Here is a 15,184-nt window from a genome sequence, read left to right as displayed (position 1 = left end):
TAGCCTGCACCCGCTAGCAGTGAGCCGTCAGTCGCTCAATGGCCACAATGGCCTTGCCATATCGCCGAATGCTCGATGGGCGTGCCGCCGCCGAGGCCGCCGACGCCGAGGCGTTGCGGGTGTTCGGCACCGAGGGCCTCGCCGCCATCCGCGAACACGTCGCTCTGGCCGAGGAGCAGATGCGGCGCCACACCGAGCTCAACGAGGCATCCCAGGGCTTGTTCCGCTCCGTGTGATCCGCGAGGAGGTCCGGGCCACCTCGCCCCCGGGCCGACAGCGTGGCCGACGCTTGCCACCGGTCAAGTCCGCTCCCTCGCCTGAGGCTCGGTCGGCGGACTGGACAGTCGGCCGCGCGCCGGCCGGGAAGGCCTTCGGGGGACGAGCCGGGAAGGGTGAGGAAGACCGCCAGGCGGGAGCGGCCGCTGGGGGCTCCTTCTGCTGCGCAAGTTAGTGGAAAAGACCACCTTACGAACGGGGCGGCGCTGATGAGGAGCCGCCGGGGCCCGGCTTTCAGCGATAAATCACGTCAAGCCGTAACTCGCGTGGGCCCCTCATCGCCCTGCTGCCCGGCGCCCGCGCCGAGGAATGCCAGCGCCTGCGCATCGGCGACATCCCCATCACCGCCCGCAGCGGCACCGCCCGCCTGCACGGCAAAGGCGACGAGGTCCGCACCGTCCCACTCCCGGTCCCGGCCCGCGAACGCCTGACCACCTGGCTGCAGGCGCGCGCCGAGCTGCTGGCCGCGCGCCCCGCCCTGGCGGAGCAGGTCGGGGACGGGCTGTGGGCCGGTCAGCGCGGACGACTGTCGGTCGACGGCGTCACCGACGTCGTCCGCGCCGTCGGCAAGGACGCCGACCTGCCAGGCCTGCGCCCGCACCGGCTACGCCACACCTACGCCACCCGGCTACGCGAAGCCGGCGCCGACCACGCCCAGATCCAAGCCCTCCTCGGCCACACCTCCATCGAGACCACCGCCCGCTACTTCCGCGCCTCCCCCACCGAAGTCGCCGACCTCATCGAGCGCGCCCTCGACTACTGATACTTCATCCCGCAGGTAAGGGAAGTACCGGTGAGCAACGCGCTTGGGGGAACGTGGAGGGCGCTGCCTTCCACGTTGTGAGGTGCTGACCGGTCTTCCGATGACCGCCGCCGACGTTGGAGACCTCACCGAACGTGGCCCGACCGGCGTGGTGGGCGGCTCCAAGGGCTGGGACCTCTACGGCTGGGCGGCCTCCCGTACTTCACGACGGGTCGCTGAGCGATCTGAGGAACCCTCGGACATTCTCTAAATCTTTATCCTGTCTATCTTGTCGTTCCATCCAGAGCCGGTGAGGTTGCTGTAGGAGCAACCCGCGCAGTAGAAGGAGTGCTCGTCCAGGAGGGCCCGGAAGTTGGTGGCTTTCATGCCGTTCTGAATCCGGTTCACAAACACGCTGGTTGTCTTGTCGCGGAAATCCCAGTCCTTCAGCTCCTTGGTACCTGCCGCCGACCACTTCAGTCGCCTGCCGGTGAAGTTCTCGTCCTGCCACAGGCACACCCACCCGCTGGGACAGTCGGGTCTGCCCAGGGTGCCCACCGCGCCCGCGGGCTGGGTGGCCAGATCCGCTTCGGTGGCGGTGTCGTAGCAGCGAACGTCGCCGATGGCGAACTCGGTGCACGCCTGGGCCCCTTGCCATCCCTTGCTGAGGTCGATCTTCTTACCCTTGTACGTTGCGATGATCCCGGTTTCGGAGTCCCCGGTAGGCGCAGTGGTGACCGGGCCGAGCGCTCCAGCCGGGATCCCGCCGACTAGGAGCAGGGCGCCCAAGACGGGCTTGACAGCGAACATGCGATTCCCTCACGTCAGACGATCATCTCGCCACCGACCGGCAGGGCGGCGTAAAAGCGGTGTCCACAGCGAACACCGCTTCTGCGTCGCGTCCTAATGATTCGAGCTGAATCGAATTCGGTCGTTTCAAGTGATACGCCTGGGTGTCGATTGTCGTCCTGCCGAGCCGATTCGACCTCATCGTCTCCGGGACGTTGCTGCGTGGTGTCGGCCGCCACGGCCGCATCACCCGACCCCGGCCTGCCGCTGCGCGAGAAAACGCTGTTCCGGCTCCCGTACGAGTCCGCCGTCCGGACACGAGAAGCCCTCGTCCTGGACGCCGAGGAACTCGCCCTGCCCAACCGGCGCGCCGAGGTACGGCGCAAGGACGACGCGGTCGACATCATCGTCCGGCGCACCGTCACCGCCCGGCTGCCGCGCCTGCTGGACGGGCGCCGTACCGGGCAGGTGTTCCTCGCCGACCACCGTGCCCGCGTCGAGGTGCCACCTGCGATCTCGACCTGCTCTCCAGCGGGGCCCGGCTGTCCTACCGCCGAGCCGCCGAGCCGCCGAGCCGCCGAGCTGTTCGACAACGCCACAGCCGGTCTGCCGGACAGGCCGTGGCCCCTGCATCAGCTGCGCCACTCCGCCCTGACGCACGCCGCCGAGGACGGCGCCGACACCTCGTCCCGGTCCCGCACCTGCGGCCGGTGTGGCGCGCCGACCGCGAGCCCCTTCCCGGCCTGCGCGAGGTCCTCTACGCCGTCGGTGCCTGACGGCTCGGTGCGGGCTCGGCGCGGGCGGCGCCCCTTGCGGACCGGAAGGGACGCCGGTGCGGCTGGCTCAGCCGGTCAGCCGCCGGAGCTTGAGGGTGTTGTCCGTACGGACGTGCGGCCGCCCGTCGGGGCCGACCTGGGTGCGCGGGTGCTCCTCGCTGACCAGCACCTCCCACTCGCCGCCGGGCAGTTCGAGGGAGTCGAGCACCTGTTGCGGGGTGGGAAGCGACCGGTGCGCGTCGGACTCCTCCTCCCACGGCGGGGGCCCGGCGTGCCCGACGATCAGAAGCACCCCGCCCGCCGCGACCGCCGAGGCCGCGGCCCGCAGGATCCTCTCCCTGGGCATGTCCCCGGGAGAGTGCAGGAACTGCGCGGAGACGAGGTCGAAGGTCCCCTCGGGGAAGGACACCGCCAGGTCGTGCCGCCGCCAGTCGATGCGATCGGCGACGTCCCCGGCGGTGGCGGCCGCGTGCCGGGCCGCGCGCTCCAGGGCGACCCCGGAGATGTCGACGGCGGTGACACGCCAGCCCTGCCGGGCCAGCCAGATCGCGTCACCCCCCTCGCCGCAGCCCAGGTCCAGGGCGCTGCCCGGCTCCAGGCCGGAGACCTCCCGGACCAGGGCCGCGTTCGGGTCGCCGCTCCAGAGCCGCTCGTTCTCGCCGTAGCGGCCGTCCCAGAACTCCTCCTCGGAGGCGGTGCCGGGGGTGCCGTGCGTGTCGTGCGTATCGTGGGTCATCGGTCGTTCCCTTCTCGTGGTCCCGTACCGGACGGGGTCATCGGTCGCCCCTGCGGGCGGCGACGGCCAGCCGGGTGTCCTCGGCGATCAGGTCGGTGTTGATCGCCACGCCGGCGCGCAGGCCCGCGGCGGCGGCCCCGATCACCGTCTCGTTCAGCAGGGCGACGTTGCCGGCCACCCACACCCCCGGCACCGCGGTCGCCCCGGCCGGGTCGGAGGCGATGTAGGTGCCGATCACGTGCCCGCCCATCTCCTGGGCGGTGGCCTCCAGCCCCAGGCTCGTCAGGACGCCCGCGCGGGCGGTGAAGTACGGCGCGACCACCACGGCCACGCAGGGGATCGTCCGCCCGTCGGCCATGGTCACCCCGGTGAGCCGGTCGCCGGTCACCTCCAGGGCCTCGGCCTTCCCCCGCACCACGGCGATGTCGCGGGCGGCCAGCTGCTCGCTCTCCTCGGTGCCCGGCTCGGGCGCGGTGTGCAGCAACAGCGTCACCTGCGAGCTCCACTGCCGCCACATCAGGGCCTGGTGCACCGCGAACGGCCCGGTGCCCAGGACGGCGATCGGCCGGTCACGGACCTCCCAGCCGTGGCAGTACGGGCAGTGCAGCACCTCCCGTCCCCACCGCTCGGCCAGCCCCGTCACCTGCGGCAGCTCGTCGACCAGGCCGGTGGTCACCAGCAACCGGCGCGCCGTGACCGCGGACCCGTCCCCGAGGGTGACGCGGAAGTCCCCGCTCTCCAGGCGCTCGGCCGCGACCACCTCGCCCCGCGTGATCCGGCCGCCGTAGCCGGTCACCTCCTCGCGGCCCGCGGCCAGCAGCTCCAGGGGCGATGTCCCGTCGCGCGTCAGGTAGTTGTGCGCGTGCGCGGCCGGGGCGTTGCGCGGGGCACCGGCGTCGATCACCAGCACCGAGCGCCGGGCCCGGCTCAGGGCGAGCGCCCCGCTCAGCCCGGCGGCCCCGCCGCCCGCCACCACCACGTCGTAGTCCCGCCGTCCGCTCCCGGCGGTCCTGACCTGCGTTTCCTGTTCGGTCATGAGACGTACCTCCATCCGGTGGAGATACTGCGCCCCCTGTCGCGGTACGGCAAACCTTGTTGCCGGGTCGGCAAAAAGACGGATGATCGCGGGTCGGGCTACGGCCTGGGGAAGTCCGTGCCGTGGGCCGGCTCGCGGCCGGCCTCAAGGTCGGCCCTGAGGGCTTCGAGTCCGCCCTCGGCGTAGGCGCGGGCGTCCGATCCCGGGAGCCGGCGAAGCGGCGCGTCCTTCGAGGCGGCGAGGGAGATGATCACGGCGGCGCCCCTCACGGGGTCGCCGAGCCGACTCCCCCGCAACTCCAGGTGGCCCCTGGTCATCTCGCGGACGGACTCGTAGCCCTCCGTCGTCGAGACCGGCGGTGCCGGCGAGTCGCCCGTCAGGAAGCCGGTGCGGAAGTATCCGGCCTCCACGACGGTGACCTTGACGCCGAACGGCGCGACCTCGCCGGTGAGCGCCTCGCTCAGGCCCTCCGGCGCGAACTTGCCCGCGCGGTACAGGTCGCAGCCCGGAACGGCGACCAGGCCGAGCATTGAGGAGATGTTCAGGATTTGGCCGCTCCTCTGCGTCCGCAGGACGGGCAGCACCGCCCGCAGCACGTTCCAGAGTCCGAAGATCTGGACGTCGGACATCTGCCGGGCCTCGGCGTCGGTGGTCTCCTCGACCGCGCCCGGAAAGCCGTAACCGGCGTTGTTGACGACGACGTCGAGGCGCCCGAAGCGCTCGGCCTGGACGCGGCCGGTCGCGACCGTCTCGGACCCCTGATCGGTTCCGCTCCCGGGACGCGCCGCCGCGTCCCCGCCCCCGTCGCCGCCCCCGTCCCCCGTCTCTGTCCCCGGTCGCGGCGGGACGAGGGCCACGTCGCCCTCCCTCACGGGGTCACCCGAACAATGCGGACGGGCAAGCACCTATACCTGCATATAGAGCAAATACCGCCATTCTCGGTTATTTCCGCTTTCGTATATGTGGCAATCGGCTACAGTCACACGCTCTTACGGAGGATCGTCAAGAGACTGGAGCATTGTGCGAAAAAGAGCCTTATGGTTCACCGCCTTGCTGGCGATGTCGACGGTTTTGCCGATCTCGACGGCCGGCGCGGACACCGAGGTCGTGGCACCGCAGACCATCGCCTGGACGCCCTGTGAGGAGGAGCCCGCCGCCGAGTGTGGCACGCTGAGCGTGCCCGTCGACTGGGCGAAGCCGGGCGGGGCGAAGGTCGACATCGCCGTCGCGCGGCGCAAGGCCACGGACCCGGCCGCGCGGATCGGCTCGCTGGTGATCAACCCCGGTGGTCCGGGCGGGTCGGGGGTGGAGGCCGTGTACGGCGCCCCCGGGTCCTACACCGAGGAACTGCAGCGGCGGTTCGACATCGTCGGGTTCGACCCCCGGGGCGTGGGGCGCAGCAACCCGGTGATCTGCTCGGCGTCGGTGTACAACCGGATGCCGCACACCGTCATGAGGAGCCAGGCCGACTTCGACGCCTGGGACGCCTTCACCAAGGAACTGCACGCCGACTGCCGCGCTCGTACCGGCCCGCTGTACGACCACGTCGACTCCGCCGACGTCGCCCGTGACCTGGACGCGCTGCGCGCCGCCCTGGGCGAGGAGAAGCTCACCTACTACGGCATCTCGTACGGCACGCTGATCGGCCAGATGTACGCGGAGCTGTTCCCCGGACGCGTCCGGGCCCTCGGGCTCGACAGCAACATGGACCACAGCCTCGGGGTGGCGGGTTTCCTGGCCACCGAGGCGATCGCCATCGAGGACGCGTTCGACCAGTTCGTCGGCTGGTGCGAGCAGGACACCGGCTGTGTCCTGCACGGACGCGACATCCGTGCGATCTGGAAGGACCTGCGGGAGAAGGCGCGGCGCGGTGAGCTGAAGTACCCGAGCACGGGCCAGACGCTGACCGAGCTGCAGGTCATCTACAACGCCGCGCTGGGCACCGAGGGACCGGCCTGGCGGCTGCTGGCCGAGGTGATCGACTGGCTGAACGGCGGGCCGACGCCGGAGTGGACGCCCCCGCCGTCCGGACGGCAGCCCGTGGAGGGCGACGTCGCGCACCTGCCGACCGCGGTCCTGTGTCAGGACTACAACCTGCGGCTGCGGAACTACCGGGAGTACGCCGCGCTCATGCGCGTCTCCAACCACCTCGCGCCCGACACGCGGTACCACCCGTACCCGATCGACGACCTGCCGATCTGCATGAACTACCCGACCACCAACCCGCCGCACGCGCTGCGGTACACGGGTGACGCCCCGCTGCTGCTCGGGAACTCCCTGCACGACCCGGCCACCCCGTGGATATGGTCCGCCAACGCGGCCCGCCAGCTCGGGCCCAAGGCGGTGCTGCTCACGTACGAGGGCTGGGGGCACCGCATCTACGGCAAGGACAAGTGCCAGACGGACATCTTCGACGAGTACCTGATCTCGCTGAAGGTGCCGCCGCACGGCACGCGCTGCGCCGTGGGCACCGGCGAGGAGAGCGCGCTCAGGCGGCAGGCGCCGTCGCAGACGTGGCCGACCGGCCCGGACCACTGGGCGGCCGGCCCGGTCGCGTCCTCCTCCGCCCCCTGACCCCGGGGGCGGGCGTCCACCCGGATGGCTCGTCCGGGTGAGACCCGCGCCACCGGGTGGGTGCCGCCGGGCCACGGTCCCGTGGTCCGGCGGCACCCGCACCCGCGCACGCGGGTCACCGGCACGCATGGCCGTACGGGTACGGGCACGGGCCGTTCGTCAGCGGTGGTCGTTCTCCTTCAGCTCGACGACCCAGGCGCGACGCTCGGCGATCCTGCCGTCGCGCATGACGAACACCTCCGCCATGGACAGGCGCACCTCGCCGCCCGCGACCCGCTTCACCGTCCCGTTGATCTCGGCCATGACGACGTCGCCCTGCTCGACCATGCGCACGACCTCCAGGTGGGGAGGGTCGACGAGATCGGGCGGGCCGTCGATGGCCCTGTCGTAGGCGTCCTTGCCGGTCAGGTGGAAGGCGCCGAAGACGGTCCACTCGATGTCGTCGGTCAGGCAGGACAGGATCTGCTCGTGGTCGTTCCTGCGGAAACCGTCCAGGTAGGTGGTGACGGTCTCGATGTTGCGTGACATGGCCGCTCCTTCGATCGCATGGTGTCCGGGGAGCCGCCGTACGGACCGGCGGCTCTCCCGGGGACAGGTCGGAGCGGCCGGGACGTTCTCGACATCACCCCGGTGACCGGCCCGGACCGCGGCTTCCACCCCGACGGAGATGAGCGCCGATCGGGACGGCACCGCTTCGGGAGTCGTCCGGTTCCGGGACCGGGGCGCGTTCCGGCCCCTCCCCCGGTGACGTCCTCACGCCGCCGGGCCGTCGCGGAGCACGCCACGGACGGTGTCGAGCCGTACGCCCGGTTCGAACTCCGGCAGCCACCAGGTCGCGCCGGCCCTCGCGTAGGGCCCGGGATCGGCACCGGCCGGCAGGCCGACGGCGACGTCGTACGAGCCCATCTCGCCGTGACGCAGCTCGGTGAGGAGGCCGACCACCTCGGCGAGCCGATCGGGGTGGTCGAGATTGGCCGGGAAGAAGCCGTCGAGCCGGGCGGCCCGGCGGACCGGCCTGACGTTGCCCGGGAACCCGGCGGCCCACACCGGCACGCCGGGCCGCTGAACCGGCCGCGGGAGGAACGCGATGTCGTCGGCGGTGTAGTGCTCGCCGCGATGGCGTACCGGTTCGCCGGACCAGGCGGCGGCCAGGATCGCCAGGGACTCGTCGAGCATCCGCCCGCGCCGCCGGTCGTCGAGCTGCTCGCCGGTCCTGGACAGCTCACCGCCGAACCCGTCGCTGCCGAGGCCGACACCGAGGACGAGGCGGCCCTCGCTGAGCCGGTCCAGCGTCGCGGTCTCCCGCGCGACCTTGGCCGGCCGCCTGCGGGGAAGCGGCGACACCATCGGGCCGATCCGCAGCCGCTCGGTCGCGGACGCGACCGCCGCCAGCGTGATCCACGGGTCGGCGACCGGCCGGGCCGGCCCCCGCCAGTACATCTGGTCCCACACGAAGCAGCCGTCCCACCCGGCCTCCTCCGCGTCGGCGGCGAGACGCGCCACCGTGCGCGGATCGGCGAGGTCGTCGAAGAGCGGCAGCCACAGTGCCGAGCGCAGCCGGTTCACGAGTGCCCCTTCCCGGTGTGCCGTACCAGGGCCGGCACGAAGGCGTCCCACACCCCGGCGGGCAGGTCGTGCCCGGCCCCCTCCAGGACCAGCAGCTCCGCGCCGGGGATCGCGTCGCGCAGCGCCCGGCCGTGCGGCAGCGGCAGGACCGGGTCGCGGTCGCCGTGCACCACGAGCGTCGGCACCGCGATGTCGCCGAAACCGCCTCTGGCAGGCCCGTCGAACCCGACGGCGTAGTGGTTGACCAGGGTCGAGCGGTAGTCCCTGGCGCGCGCCACGTCCCGTTCGGCCAGCGACCGCATCGCGGCCGGGTCGAAGTACGGCGAGTCACCGGCGTACGCCCTGGCGCCGGCGACCACGCTCTCGACGACCGCGGCCGCGTCGGAGGGGTCCGGTTCGGGCGGCACGGCCAGGTCGTCCGACGGCGGTGGCAGGTCGCCGGCCCCGGTCGAGCTCGAGACGAACGTCAGCGACGCGACCCGGCCGGGATGGTCCACACCGAGGACGAGCCCGATCCCGCCGAACATCGACTGGCAGACCAGGTGGGCGCGCTCGACGCCCAGGACGTCCTGGACGCCGAGCACGTCCAGGGCCAGGTCGGTGAACGAGTACCCCGGCCGTCGCGGCGGGTAGCAGGTCGACCGGCCGGTGTCCCGATGGTCGTACCGGATCACGAACCGGCCGCGGGCGGCGATCCGTTCGCACAGGCCGGTGTCCCACCACAGCATCGAGGCTCCCGCACCGGCCACCAGCACGATCGCCGGGGCGGCACGGTCGCCGAAGGTCTCGACGCAGAGCTCGACGCCGTCGACCGGGAGGAGCCGCTCGCCATGAGATCGGTGAGATCGGTGAGATGGGTGAGTCGTCATGTCCGGCACGCTAGGCTCCGCGGATACATCGTGAAAAGCGATGATTTCCGATCGTCTTGATCGTCTACGGCGATGTCCGTTGTTACGCTGGGGCCCGTGACCGACATCGAGCTACGCCACCTGGCGGCGATGGCCGCCATCGCCGAGGAGGGCACGTTCGGCCGGGCCGCCGCCCGCCTGGGATACACCCAGTCGACGATCAGCCAGCAGATCGCCGCGCTGGAGAGGGCCGTCGGCGGCCGGGTGTTCGACCGGCCGGGCGGTCCCAGGCCGGTACGGCTCACCCCGCTCGGCTCCGTGGTCCTCGGCCAGGGCCGCGAACTGCTGGCGAGGGCGGAGGCGCTGGCCGACGCCGTGGACCGGTTCAAGGCCGGGGACGGCCGGATCGACATCGGCACCTTCCAGAGCGTGTCCAACGTGATCCTGCCGTCGGTCGTCCGCCGGCTGCGCGACGAGCACCCCGGCTGCGACATCAGGCTGTCCGAGGAGGAGCCGGAACAGCCGCGGATCGGCGACCTCGACCTGCTGTTCTACGACGGCCGTGTCGACGACGACGTCGAGTACCTCAAGCTGCTCGACGACCCGTACCTGCTGGTGGCCCGCGCCGGCACCTTCCCCGGCGGCCCGGTCCCGCTGGAGCGGCTCGACGGCGCGCCGATGGTGGCCTGGCCGCTGACCTGCTCCCAGCCCTGGATGGAGCAGGCGGTCGCCCGCGGCGGCGCCCGTCCGCGGATCGTGTTCCGCACCGCGGTCAACGACACCCTGCTGTCGATGGTGCGCGCCGGCCTGGGCTCGGCGGTGCTGCCCTGGCTCGCCGTCCGCGGCTCCGGCGTGCCGTCCGACGGCGGGCTCAGCGTCCACGAGCTACGGCCGTCCCTGCCGCCCCGGGAGATCTACCTGCACTGGCGGGCCGGGCGTACCCGCTCGCCCCTCGCCCGCCGGGCGATCGACATCGCCGCCGAGGTCGCGGCCGAGCTCGCGCCGCCGCCCGCCGGCGCCTGACGCGTGCGGCCCCGGCCGCGCTACCGGCCCACCCCGAGCGCGGGCGCCGCCGCACGGCCCGTACCGGGCGCCAGCGCCAGGTCGACCGCCCGCTCGACGTGGATCCTGGTGGAGTCGAAGACCGGGATCGGGCTGTCACCGGGGCCGATGAGCAGCGTGATCTCGGTGCAGCCGAGGATCACCGCCTGGGCGCCGCGGTCCGCGAGGGTGGAGATGATCCGCCGGTAGCTCCTGCGGGAGGCGTCCTCGACCCGGTTCATGGTGAGCTCGCGGTAGATGACGTCGTGGACCAGCGCGCGGTCCTCCTCGCCGGGGACGACCACCTCCAGGCCGTGGGCGCGCATGCGGTCGCGGTAGAAGTCCATCTCCATGGTGTAGCGGGTGGCCAGCAGTCCCACGGTGGTGATCCCCGCGGAGGCGATCCGGGCCGCCGTGGCGTCGACGATGTGCAGGAACGGCACGCCGATCTCCGCCTCGATGACGTCGGCCACCTGGTGCATGGTGTTGGTGCACAGCAGCACCATGTCGGCACCGGCCCCCTCCAGGGTCCGGGCCGCCGCCGCGAGCGTCCGGCCCGCGGCGGCCCAGTCACCGGCCCGCTGCATGGCCTCGATCTCGGCGAAGTCGACGGTCAGCAGCAGGCTTCGGGCACAGTGGTGGCCGCCGAGGCGGCGCCGGGTCTCCTCGTTCAGCAGGCGGTAGTACTCGGCGGAGGATTCCCAGCTCATCCCGCCGATGAGGCCGATGGTTCGTGTCATGGCACCAGCCTCCCGCGTGGCCGGCCTCATAGGTAGACGTGAACATGTTGGTCCTGACCCAAGAAATACTTATGTCATGGACGCCCACCGGCTGCTCGTCTTCCGCCAGGTCGCCCGCTCGGGGTCGATCGCGGGCGCGGCCCGCGTGCTGGGCTGGACCCAGCCGGCCGTCAGCCAGCACCTGCGTCACCTGGAACGACAGGCCGGGCTGCCGCTGGTGCTGCGGCGCCCCCGGGGCATCCAGCTCACCGAGGCGGGCCGGGCGCTGCTGGAGCACGCCGACGCCCTCGCCACCCGCCTGCACGCCGCGTCCGACGAGATGAACGCGCTGGCCCGGCTGGAGGGCGGCACCGTGCGCTTGGCCGCCTTCCCCTCGGCCGCCGCCACCGTCGTCCCGGCGGCGATGAGCCTGCTGGCCGCGCGTCATCCCGCGCTGGACGTGCGGCTGCTGCAGGCCGAACCGCCCGAGGCGCTGGAGCTGGTCACCGCCGGCGAGGCGGACCTGGCCATGACTTTCGCCCACGACGGGCAGCCGTTCACCGCGCCTTCCGGGCTGCTGGGCCTCCCCGTGGGACAGGACCCGGTCCGGCTGGTCCTGCCGAACGGGCACGCGCAGGCCGGGACCGGCCCGGTGGACCTGCGGGACCTGGCCGCCGACAGGTGGATCGCCGGTTGCGAGCGGTGCACCGCCCACCTGGAACGGCTCTGCCTGGCCGCCGGTTTCACCCCGGACATCCGGCACGGCAGCGACGACTACGTGGTCACCCAGTCGCTGATCGCCCGCGGCCTCGGGATCGGGATGCTCCCCCGGCTCGCGCTCCGGGCGTTCCGCGACCCCGGCGTCACCGTCCGCGAGGTGCCCGGGCTGCGGCCCCGGGCGCTGCACCTGGTCCACCACCGCGAGGCGGGCCGCATCCCCGCGGTCCGCGCCGCCGTACGGGCCGTCCAGGACGCGATCACGGGATGACCCGGGCGGCCTTCGGCGGCCGTCGGCCGAGCTGCTCGGCCAGCCCGACGACGATGCCCTCGGGGCCGCGGACGTAGCAGAGCCGGTAGCTGTCCTCGTACCGCGCCAGCTCGCCGACGAGTTCGGCGCCGTGGGCGCGCAGGCGGGCGACGACGTCCTCGATGTCGTCGACGGCGAACATGACGCGGCGGATGCCCAGCGTGTTCGCGGGCGCGTCCCTCGGCTCGGGCCTGATCGCCTTGGGCGTGTGGAACATCGCCAGCTCGATCCGGCCGTGGCCGTCCGGGGTCCGCAGCATCGCGACCTCCTGCCGGACGCCGGTGATCCCGATGACGCTCTCCACCCAGGGCCCCTCGATCGGCGCCCTGCCCTCCGGTTCCATGCCGAGCTCGACGAAGAACGAGACGACGGCGTCGAGGTCGTCGACGACGATGAGGACGTTGTCCATCCGCTGGATCGTCATTCCGGGTCTCCTCTGTGCGGTGCGGCCACGGTGGCCGCGTCGGCCCCGGGGACGGAGCCGCCGGGCCGTTCTCGACATCCCTATGGGAACTTTCTCGACGTGGCGGCGCCCGTCCCGCGCCGGTCGTGCCGCTTCGGGGGGAGAAGACCCGGTTCAGGACCCTGTCGTCATCCCGTGGACCGGCGCCGGGATCCTTCGTGATCGAGACGGGGCCGTCCCCGGTCTCACCCCTCCGGCTCGGAGGGGCCGTGGTAATGCGCGACGCCGTCGCTGAAGGACCAGTCGATCGGCTCGTTCTCGTTCAGGGCGATGACCATGTTCCGCGGCTCGGTCCCCGCGTACTCCAGGGCGAGTTCGGCGATCCGCCGGTACAGGGCCCGTTTCCGGTCGGGCGTGCGCCCGGAGCGCATCGTGATCGTGACGATCACGATGCCGTCGTCACGGTGCGGCCCGAAATGGTCGCCGTAGCGCAGCATGCCGGTGGTGCCGTCGTGGCCGGTCAGGATCTGGAACAGGTCGCCGGGCGGGACGTCGATCGTCTGGACCAGGGCGTCGTGCACGGCGCGGCCGAGCGCCTCGAGCCGGTCACGGTCGGCACGCAGGGCGTCGATGCGAACAAGTGGCATGTCGGTCGGATCTCCTGACGGATGCTGCGGGGGACGTGGGACGGCACACGTGACCGGCCGGGGCACCGTCCACGCCCGGGCACGCACGGGACCCGGGCCCGCGCCCGTGTCCATGGCCGTCATCGTACATACTAGTAGGTACAGAATATGACCGGCGCGGTGGTCCCCCGTACGGCGGTCGTTCCGGGAGGCGCGCCTCCCGCTTTCGCCACCTTCACGGCCGATGGTCGAAACGACCCGAGGCGGCCAGCCATCGTCCGACCGTTTCGGTGTAGCCGCGCGGCGTCTCCAGTGGCAGCAGATGCCCGGCCCCCGGAAAGATCCGCCGTTCCCAGTCGGGGCGGCGGGCGGCCGGAAAGCGCCAGAACAGCATCTCGTCGGCGGGCAGCGGTCCTGGCAGCGTGGGGCAGGTGAGCACGAGCCGCGCGACCCGGTCCGGGGCCGTGTCGGCGAACAGCAGCGCCACCAGCCCGCCCATGGACCAGCCGTGGACGACCGCGCCCTCGATGCCGAGCCGGTCGGTGAACGCCCGCAGGAAACGCGCGTTCGGCTCGGCTCGGGCCGCCCGCGGATGCGGCAGGCCGGTCCGCCCGAAGAGCGTGCCCGGCAGGTCGGGGACGACGACGGGCCCGAGAGCGCTCAGCGGGTCGATGAGGTCGAGGAACATCGACGCGCCGGCCGCCATGGGATGGACCAGCAGGTGGGTGGGGCCGTCCCGGCCGGAACCGGCACTCAGGTAGTGGACGGCCGTTCCGCAGACCTCGATCTCCTCGCTGCGGATCCCGTCCCACCGCGGTGACCGCACCCCCCAGTCGGCATGCCGCATCCTCGCACCTCCCGCCCGTCGACGGTCACTCGGGACAGGGGCATCATCACCCGCCGGCCCCGTCCGTGCCCAGACCCGGCCCTCCTCCCGGCCGGCCGGAGCCCGGGCCGGGCGTGACGTCGTCCACGGGTGGACCCGACAGGGCGGCGGTGAGACGCGAGGCGAGCGTCGCGACCGCCTTGCGCAGTTCCGGCCCGCCCTCGACGCGGAAGGGGAAGGGCACGTTCGGCAACCACTCCTGCGCGTACATCGCCGGGTTGCTGGTGCTGCCGACGAGCACGCACCCCTCCCCCGACGGTCCGAGCCGTCCCATGGGAGGCCGGATCCAGGGCGCCACCTCGGCGAGGGGAGCGCCGAACACCACGCGCGTGGCGAACTCCCGCCCGGCGCCCAGGTTCTCCTCCAGCACGGCCACCGGGTCGAGGTCGCCGGGCGGCTCGAACGCGCGCGTGCCCCGGCGCACCCGGCGGACACGGTCGATCCGGTAGGTACGGACGGCGTCCGCGTGGTGGGAGTGGCACAGCAAATACCAGCGTCCGTGGCGGACGACGACCGCCCAGGGATCCACCTCGGCCTCCCACTCGTCGCCGGACCCGCTGCGGTAGGCGATCACCACGCGCCACCGGTCCGCGACGGCGGCCACGAGCGCGCCGGTGACGGCGGGATCCGGACGGGCCTGGAAGCGGTCGGGCACCGCCGACGCGTACGCGCGCAGCGCCGCCGCCTGCCGCCCGACGCTCTCGGGCAGGACCCGGATGACCTTGCCCAAGGCGGCGCCGACGAGGTCGTCGGCGCCGGTGGCCGCCGGCCGGCCGTCGAGCACCGCCATGACCAGGCCGAGCGCCTCGGGTTCGGTGAAGGCGACCGGGGGCAGCCGCGTCCCGCGCCCGAGCCGGTACCCGCCGTAGGGGCCGCGGGCCGACTCGACGGGGATCCCCGCCTCGCGGAGGATCCCGACGTACCGGCGCGCGGCCCGTTCCGTGACCCCCAGGAGGCCGGCGAGCTCGCCGGCCGTCACGCCGGGGCGATTCCGGAGGATCTCCAGGGCGCGCAGGGCCCGCGCGGTGGGACTGATGTCGGTCGGCACAGAAGCACCCTAGGAGTCCCGGCGGGAACAGGACGTAGAACGTCCGGAATCGGTTCTAGCCTGACGTCCTGCCCGGGTTCCGGGAGGCCAG

18 protein-coding genes are annotated in these 15,184 nt (G+C 72.6%); 5 read left to right on the top strand and 13 right to left on the bottom strand.

Translation table 11 applies throughout. The annotated features are described in order from the left end of the window. The first annotated feature begins 68 nt into the window (after positions 1–68). On the top strand, positions 69–236 hold the full coding sequence (locus tag ACIBCT_RS25405; protein ID WP_399192526.1) for a hypothetical protein: 168 nt from the start codon (positions 69–71) through the stop codon (positions 234–236). Between the two features lie 284 nt (positions 237–520). Further along, positions 521–1,039: a tyrosine-type recombinase/integrase gene (locus ACIBCT_RS25400; RefSeq protein WP_399192809.1), complete on the top strand. Its 519-nt coding sequence runs from the start codon at positions 521–523 to the stop codon at positions 1,037–1,039. A 246-nt stretch (positions 1,040–1,285) separates the two neighbouring features. Here the strand turns inward: ACIBCT_RS25400 and ACIBCT_RS25395 are convergent, their stop codons facing one another. From ACIBCT_RS25395 to ACIBCT_RS25375, 5 genes are all read right to left on the bottom strand, one after another. Beyond that, positions 1,286–1,828: a peptidase inhibitor family I36 protein gene (locus ACIBCT_RS25395; protein ID WP_399192524.1), complete on the bottom strand. Its 543-nt coding sequence runs from the start codon at positions 1,826–1,828 to the stop codon at positions 1,286–1,288. A 225-nt stretch (positions 1,829–2,053) separates the two neighbouring features. Further along, the gene (locus tag ACIBCT_RS25390; RefSeq protein WP_399192522.1) at positions 2,054–2,293 is read right to left on the bottom strand and encodes a hypothetical protein; all 240 of its coding nucleotides are present in this window, start codon (positions 2,291–2,293) and stop codon (positions 2,054–2,056) included. Between the two features lie 357 nt (positions 2,294–2,650). Beyond that, complete coding sequence (locus tag ACIBCT_RS25385; RefSeq protein WP_399192520.1) at positions 2,651–3,319, bottom strand: class I SAM-dependent methyltransferase; 669 nt, start codon at positions 3,317–3,319, stop codon at positions 2,651–2,653. Positions 3,320–3,356: 37 nt separating this feature from the next. Further along, positions 3,357–4,355, bottom strand: a complete 999-nt coding sequence (locus ACIBCT_RS25380) for an NAD(P)/FAD-dependent oxidoreductase (protein WP_399192518.1) — start codon at positions 4,353–4,355, stop codon at positions 3,357–3,359. A gap of 98 nt (positions 4,356–4,453) precedes the next feature. Further along, on the bottom strand, positions 4,454–5,227 hold the full coding sequence (locus ACIBCT_RS25375) for an SDR family NAD(P)-dependent oxidoreductase (RefSeq protein ID WP_399192516.1): 774 nt from the start codon (positions 5,225–5,227) through the stop codon (positions 4,454–4,456). 187 nt (positions 5,228–5,414) lie between these two features. On the opposite strand from ACIBCT_RS25375, the gene ACIBCT_RS25370 reads away from it, so the two are divergent. Beyond that, positions 5,415–6,929: an alpha/beta fold hydrolase gene (locus ACIBCT_RS25370; RefSeq protein WP_399192514.1), complete on the top strand. Its 1,515-nt coding sequence runs from the start codon at positions 5,415–5,417 to the stop codon at positions 6,927–6,929. Between the two features lie 159 nt (positions 6,930–7,088). Here the strand turns inward: ACIBCT_RS25370 and ACIBCT_RS25365 are convergent, their stop codons facing one another. The 3 genes from ACIBCT_RS25365 to ACIBCT_RS25355 all read right to left on the bottom strand — a co-directional run bounded on the left by ACIBCT_RS25365 (position 7,089) and on the right by ACIBCT_RS25355 (position 9,364). Further along, on the bottom strand, positions 7,089–7,457 hold the full coding sequence (locus ACIBCT_RS25365) for a nuclear transport factor 2 family protein (protein WP_399192512.1): 369 nt from the start codon (positions 7,455–7,457) through the stop codon (positions 7,089–7,091). Positions 7,458–7,682: 225 nt separating this feature from the next. Next, positions 7,683–8,495 carry an LLM class flavin-dependent oxidoreductase gene (locus tag ACIBCT_RS25360; RefSeq protein ID WP_399192510.1) on the bottom strand — a complete coding sequence of 271 codons (813 nt, stop codon included), beginning with the start codon at positions 8,493–8,495 and terminating at the stop codon, positions 7,683–7,685. Beyond that, the gene (locus ACIBCT_RS25355) at positions 8,492–9,364 is read right to left on the bottom strand and encodes an alpha/beta fold hydrolase (protein ID WP_399192508.1); all 873 of its coding nucleotides are present in this window, start codon (positions 9,362–9,364) and stop codon (positions 8,492–8,494) included. The genes ACIBCT_RS25360 and ACIBCT_RS25355 overlap by 4 nt, the downstream gene beginning before the upstream one ends. Before the next feature lie 96 nt (positions 9,365–9,460). Between ACIBCT_RS25355 and ACIBCT_RS25350 the strand changes: the two genes are divergently transcribed. Continuing rightward, positions 9,461–10,366: a LysR family transcriptional regulator gene (locus ACIBCT_RS25350; RefSeq protein WP_399192506.1), complete on the top strand. Its 906-nt coding sequence runs from the start codon at positions 9,461–9,463 to the stop codon at positions 10,364–10,366. Between the two features lie 20 nt (positions 10,367–10,386). On the opposite strand, the gene ACIBCT_RS25345 is transcribed toward ACIBCT_RS25350, so the two are convergent. Next, on the bottom strand, positions 10,387–11,124 hold the full coding sequence (locus tag ACIBCT_RS25345) for an aspartate/glutamate racemase family protein (RefSeq protein WP_399192504.1): 738 nt from the start codon (positions 11,122–11,124) through the stop codon (positions 10,387–10,389). A 76-nt stretch (positions 11,125–11,200) separates the two neighbouring features. On the opposite strand from ACIBCT_RS25345, the gene ACIBCT_RS25340 reads away from it, so the two are divergent. Further along, positions 11,201–12,091, top strand: coding sequence for a LysR substrate-binding domain-containing protein (locus ACIBCT_RS25340; RefSeq protein ID WP_399192502.1), 891 nt, complete (start codon positions 11,201–11,203; stop codon positions 12,089–12,091). Here the strand turns inward: ACIBCT_RS25340 and ACIBCT_RS25335 are convergent. From ACIBCT_RS25335 to ACIBCT_RS25320, 4 genes are all read right to left on the bottom strand, one after another. Next, the gene (locus ACIBCT_RS25335; protein WP_399192500.1) at positions 12,081–12,554 is read right to left on the bottom strand and encodes a VOC family protein; all 474 of its coding nucleotides are present in this window, start codon (positions 12,552–12,554) and stop codon (positions 12,081–12,083) included. The two genes, ACIBCT_RS25340 and ACIBCT_RS25335, sit on opposite strands and share 11 nt — an antisense overlap. A gap of 224 nt (positions 12,555–12,778) precedes the next feature. Continuing rightward, entirely contained in the window at positions 12,779–13,180 is a 402-nt protein-coding gene (locus ACIBCT_RS25330; RefSeq protein ID WP_399192498.1) for a tautomerase family protein, read from the bottom strand. A gap of 214 nt (positions 13,181–13,394) precedes the next feature. Further along, positions 13,395–14,006, bottom strand: a complete 612-nt coding sequence (locus tag ACIBCT_RS25325) for an alpha/beta fold hydrolase (protein ID WP_399192496.1) — start codon at positions 14,004–14,006, stop codon at positions 13,395–13,397. Positions 14,007–14,052: 46 nt separating this feature from the next. Then, positions 14,053–15,093, bottom strand: coding sequence for a helix-turn-helix transcriptional regulator (locus ACIBCT_RS25320; protein ID WP_399192494.1), 1,041 nt, complete (start codon positions 15,091–15,093; stop codon positions 14,053–14,055). Between the last annotated feature and the right edge of the window lie 91 nt (positions 15,094–15,184).

Origin of the sequence: Streptosporangium sp. NPDC050855, assembly GCF_044456585.1 — a bacterium.
Classification (GTDB): Bacteria; Actinomycetota; Actinomycetes; order Streptosporangiales; family Streptosporangiaceae; genus Streptosporangium; species Streptosporangium longisporum.
This window is presented reverse-complemented; position numbering and strand designations above follow the sequence as displayed.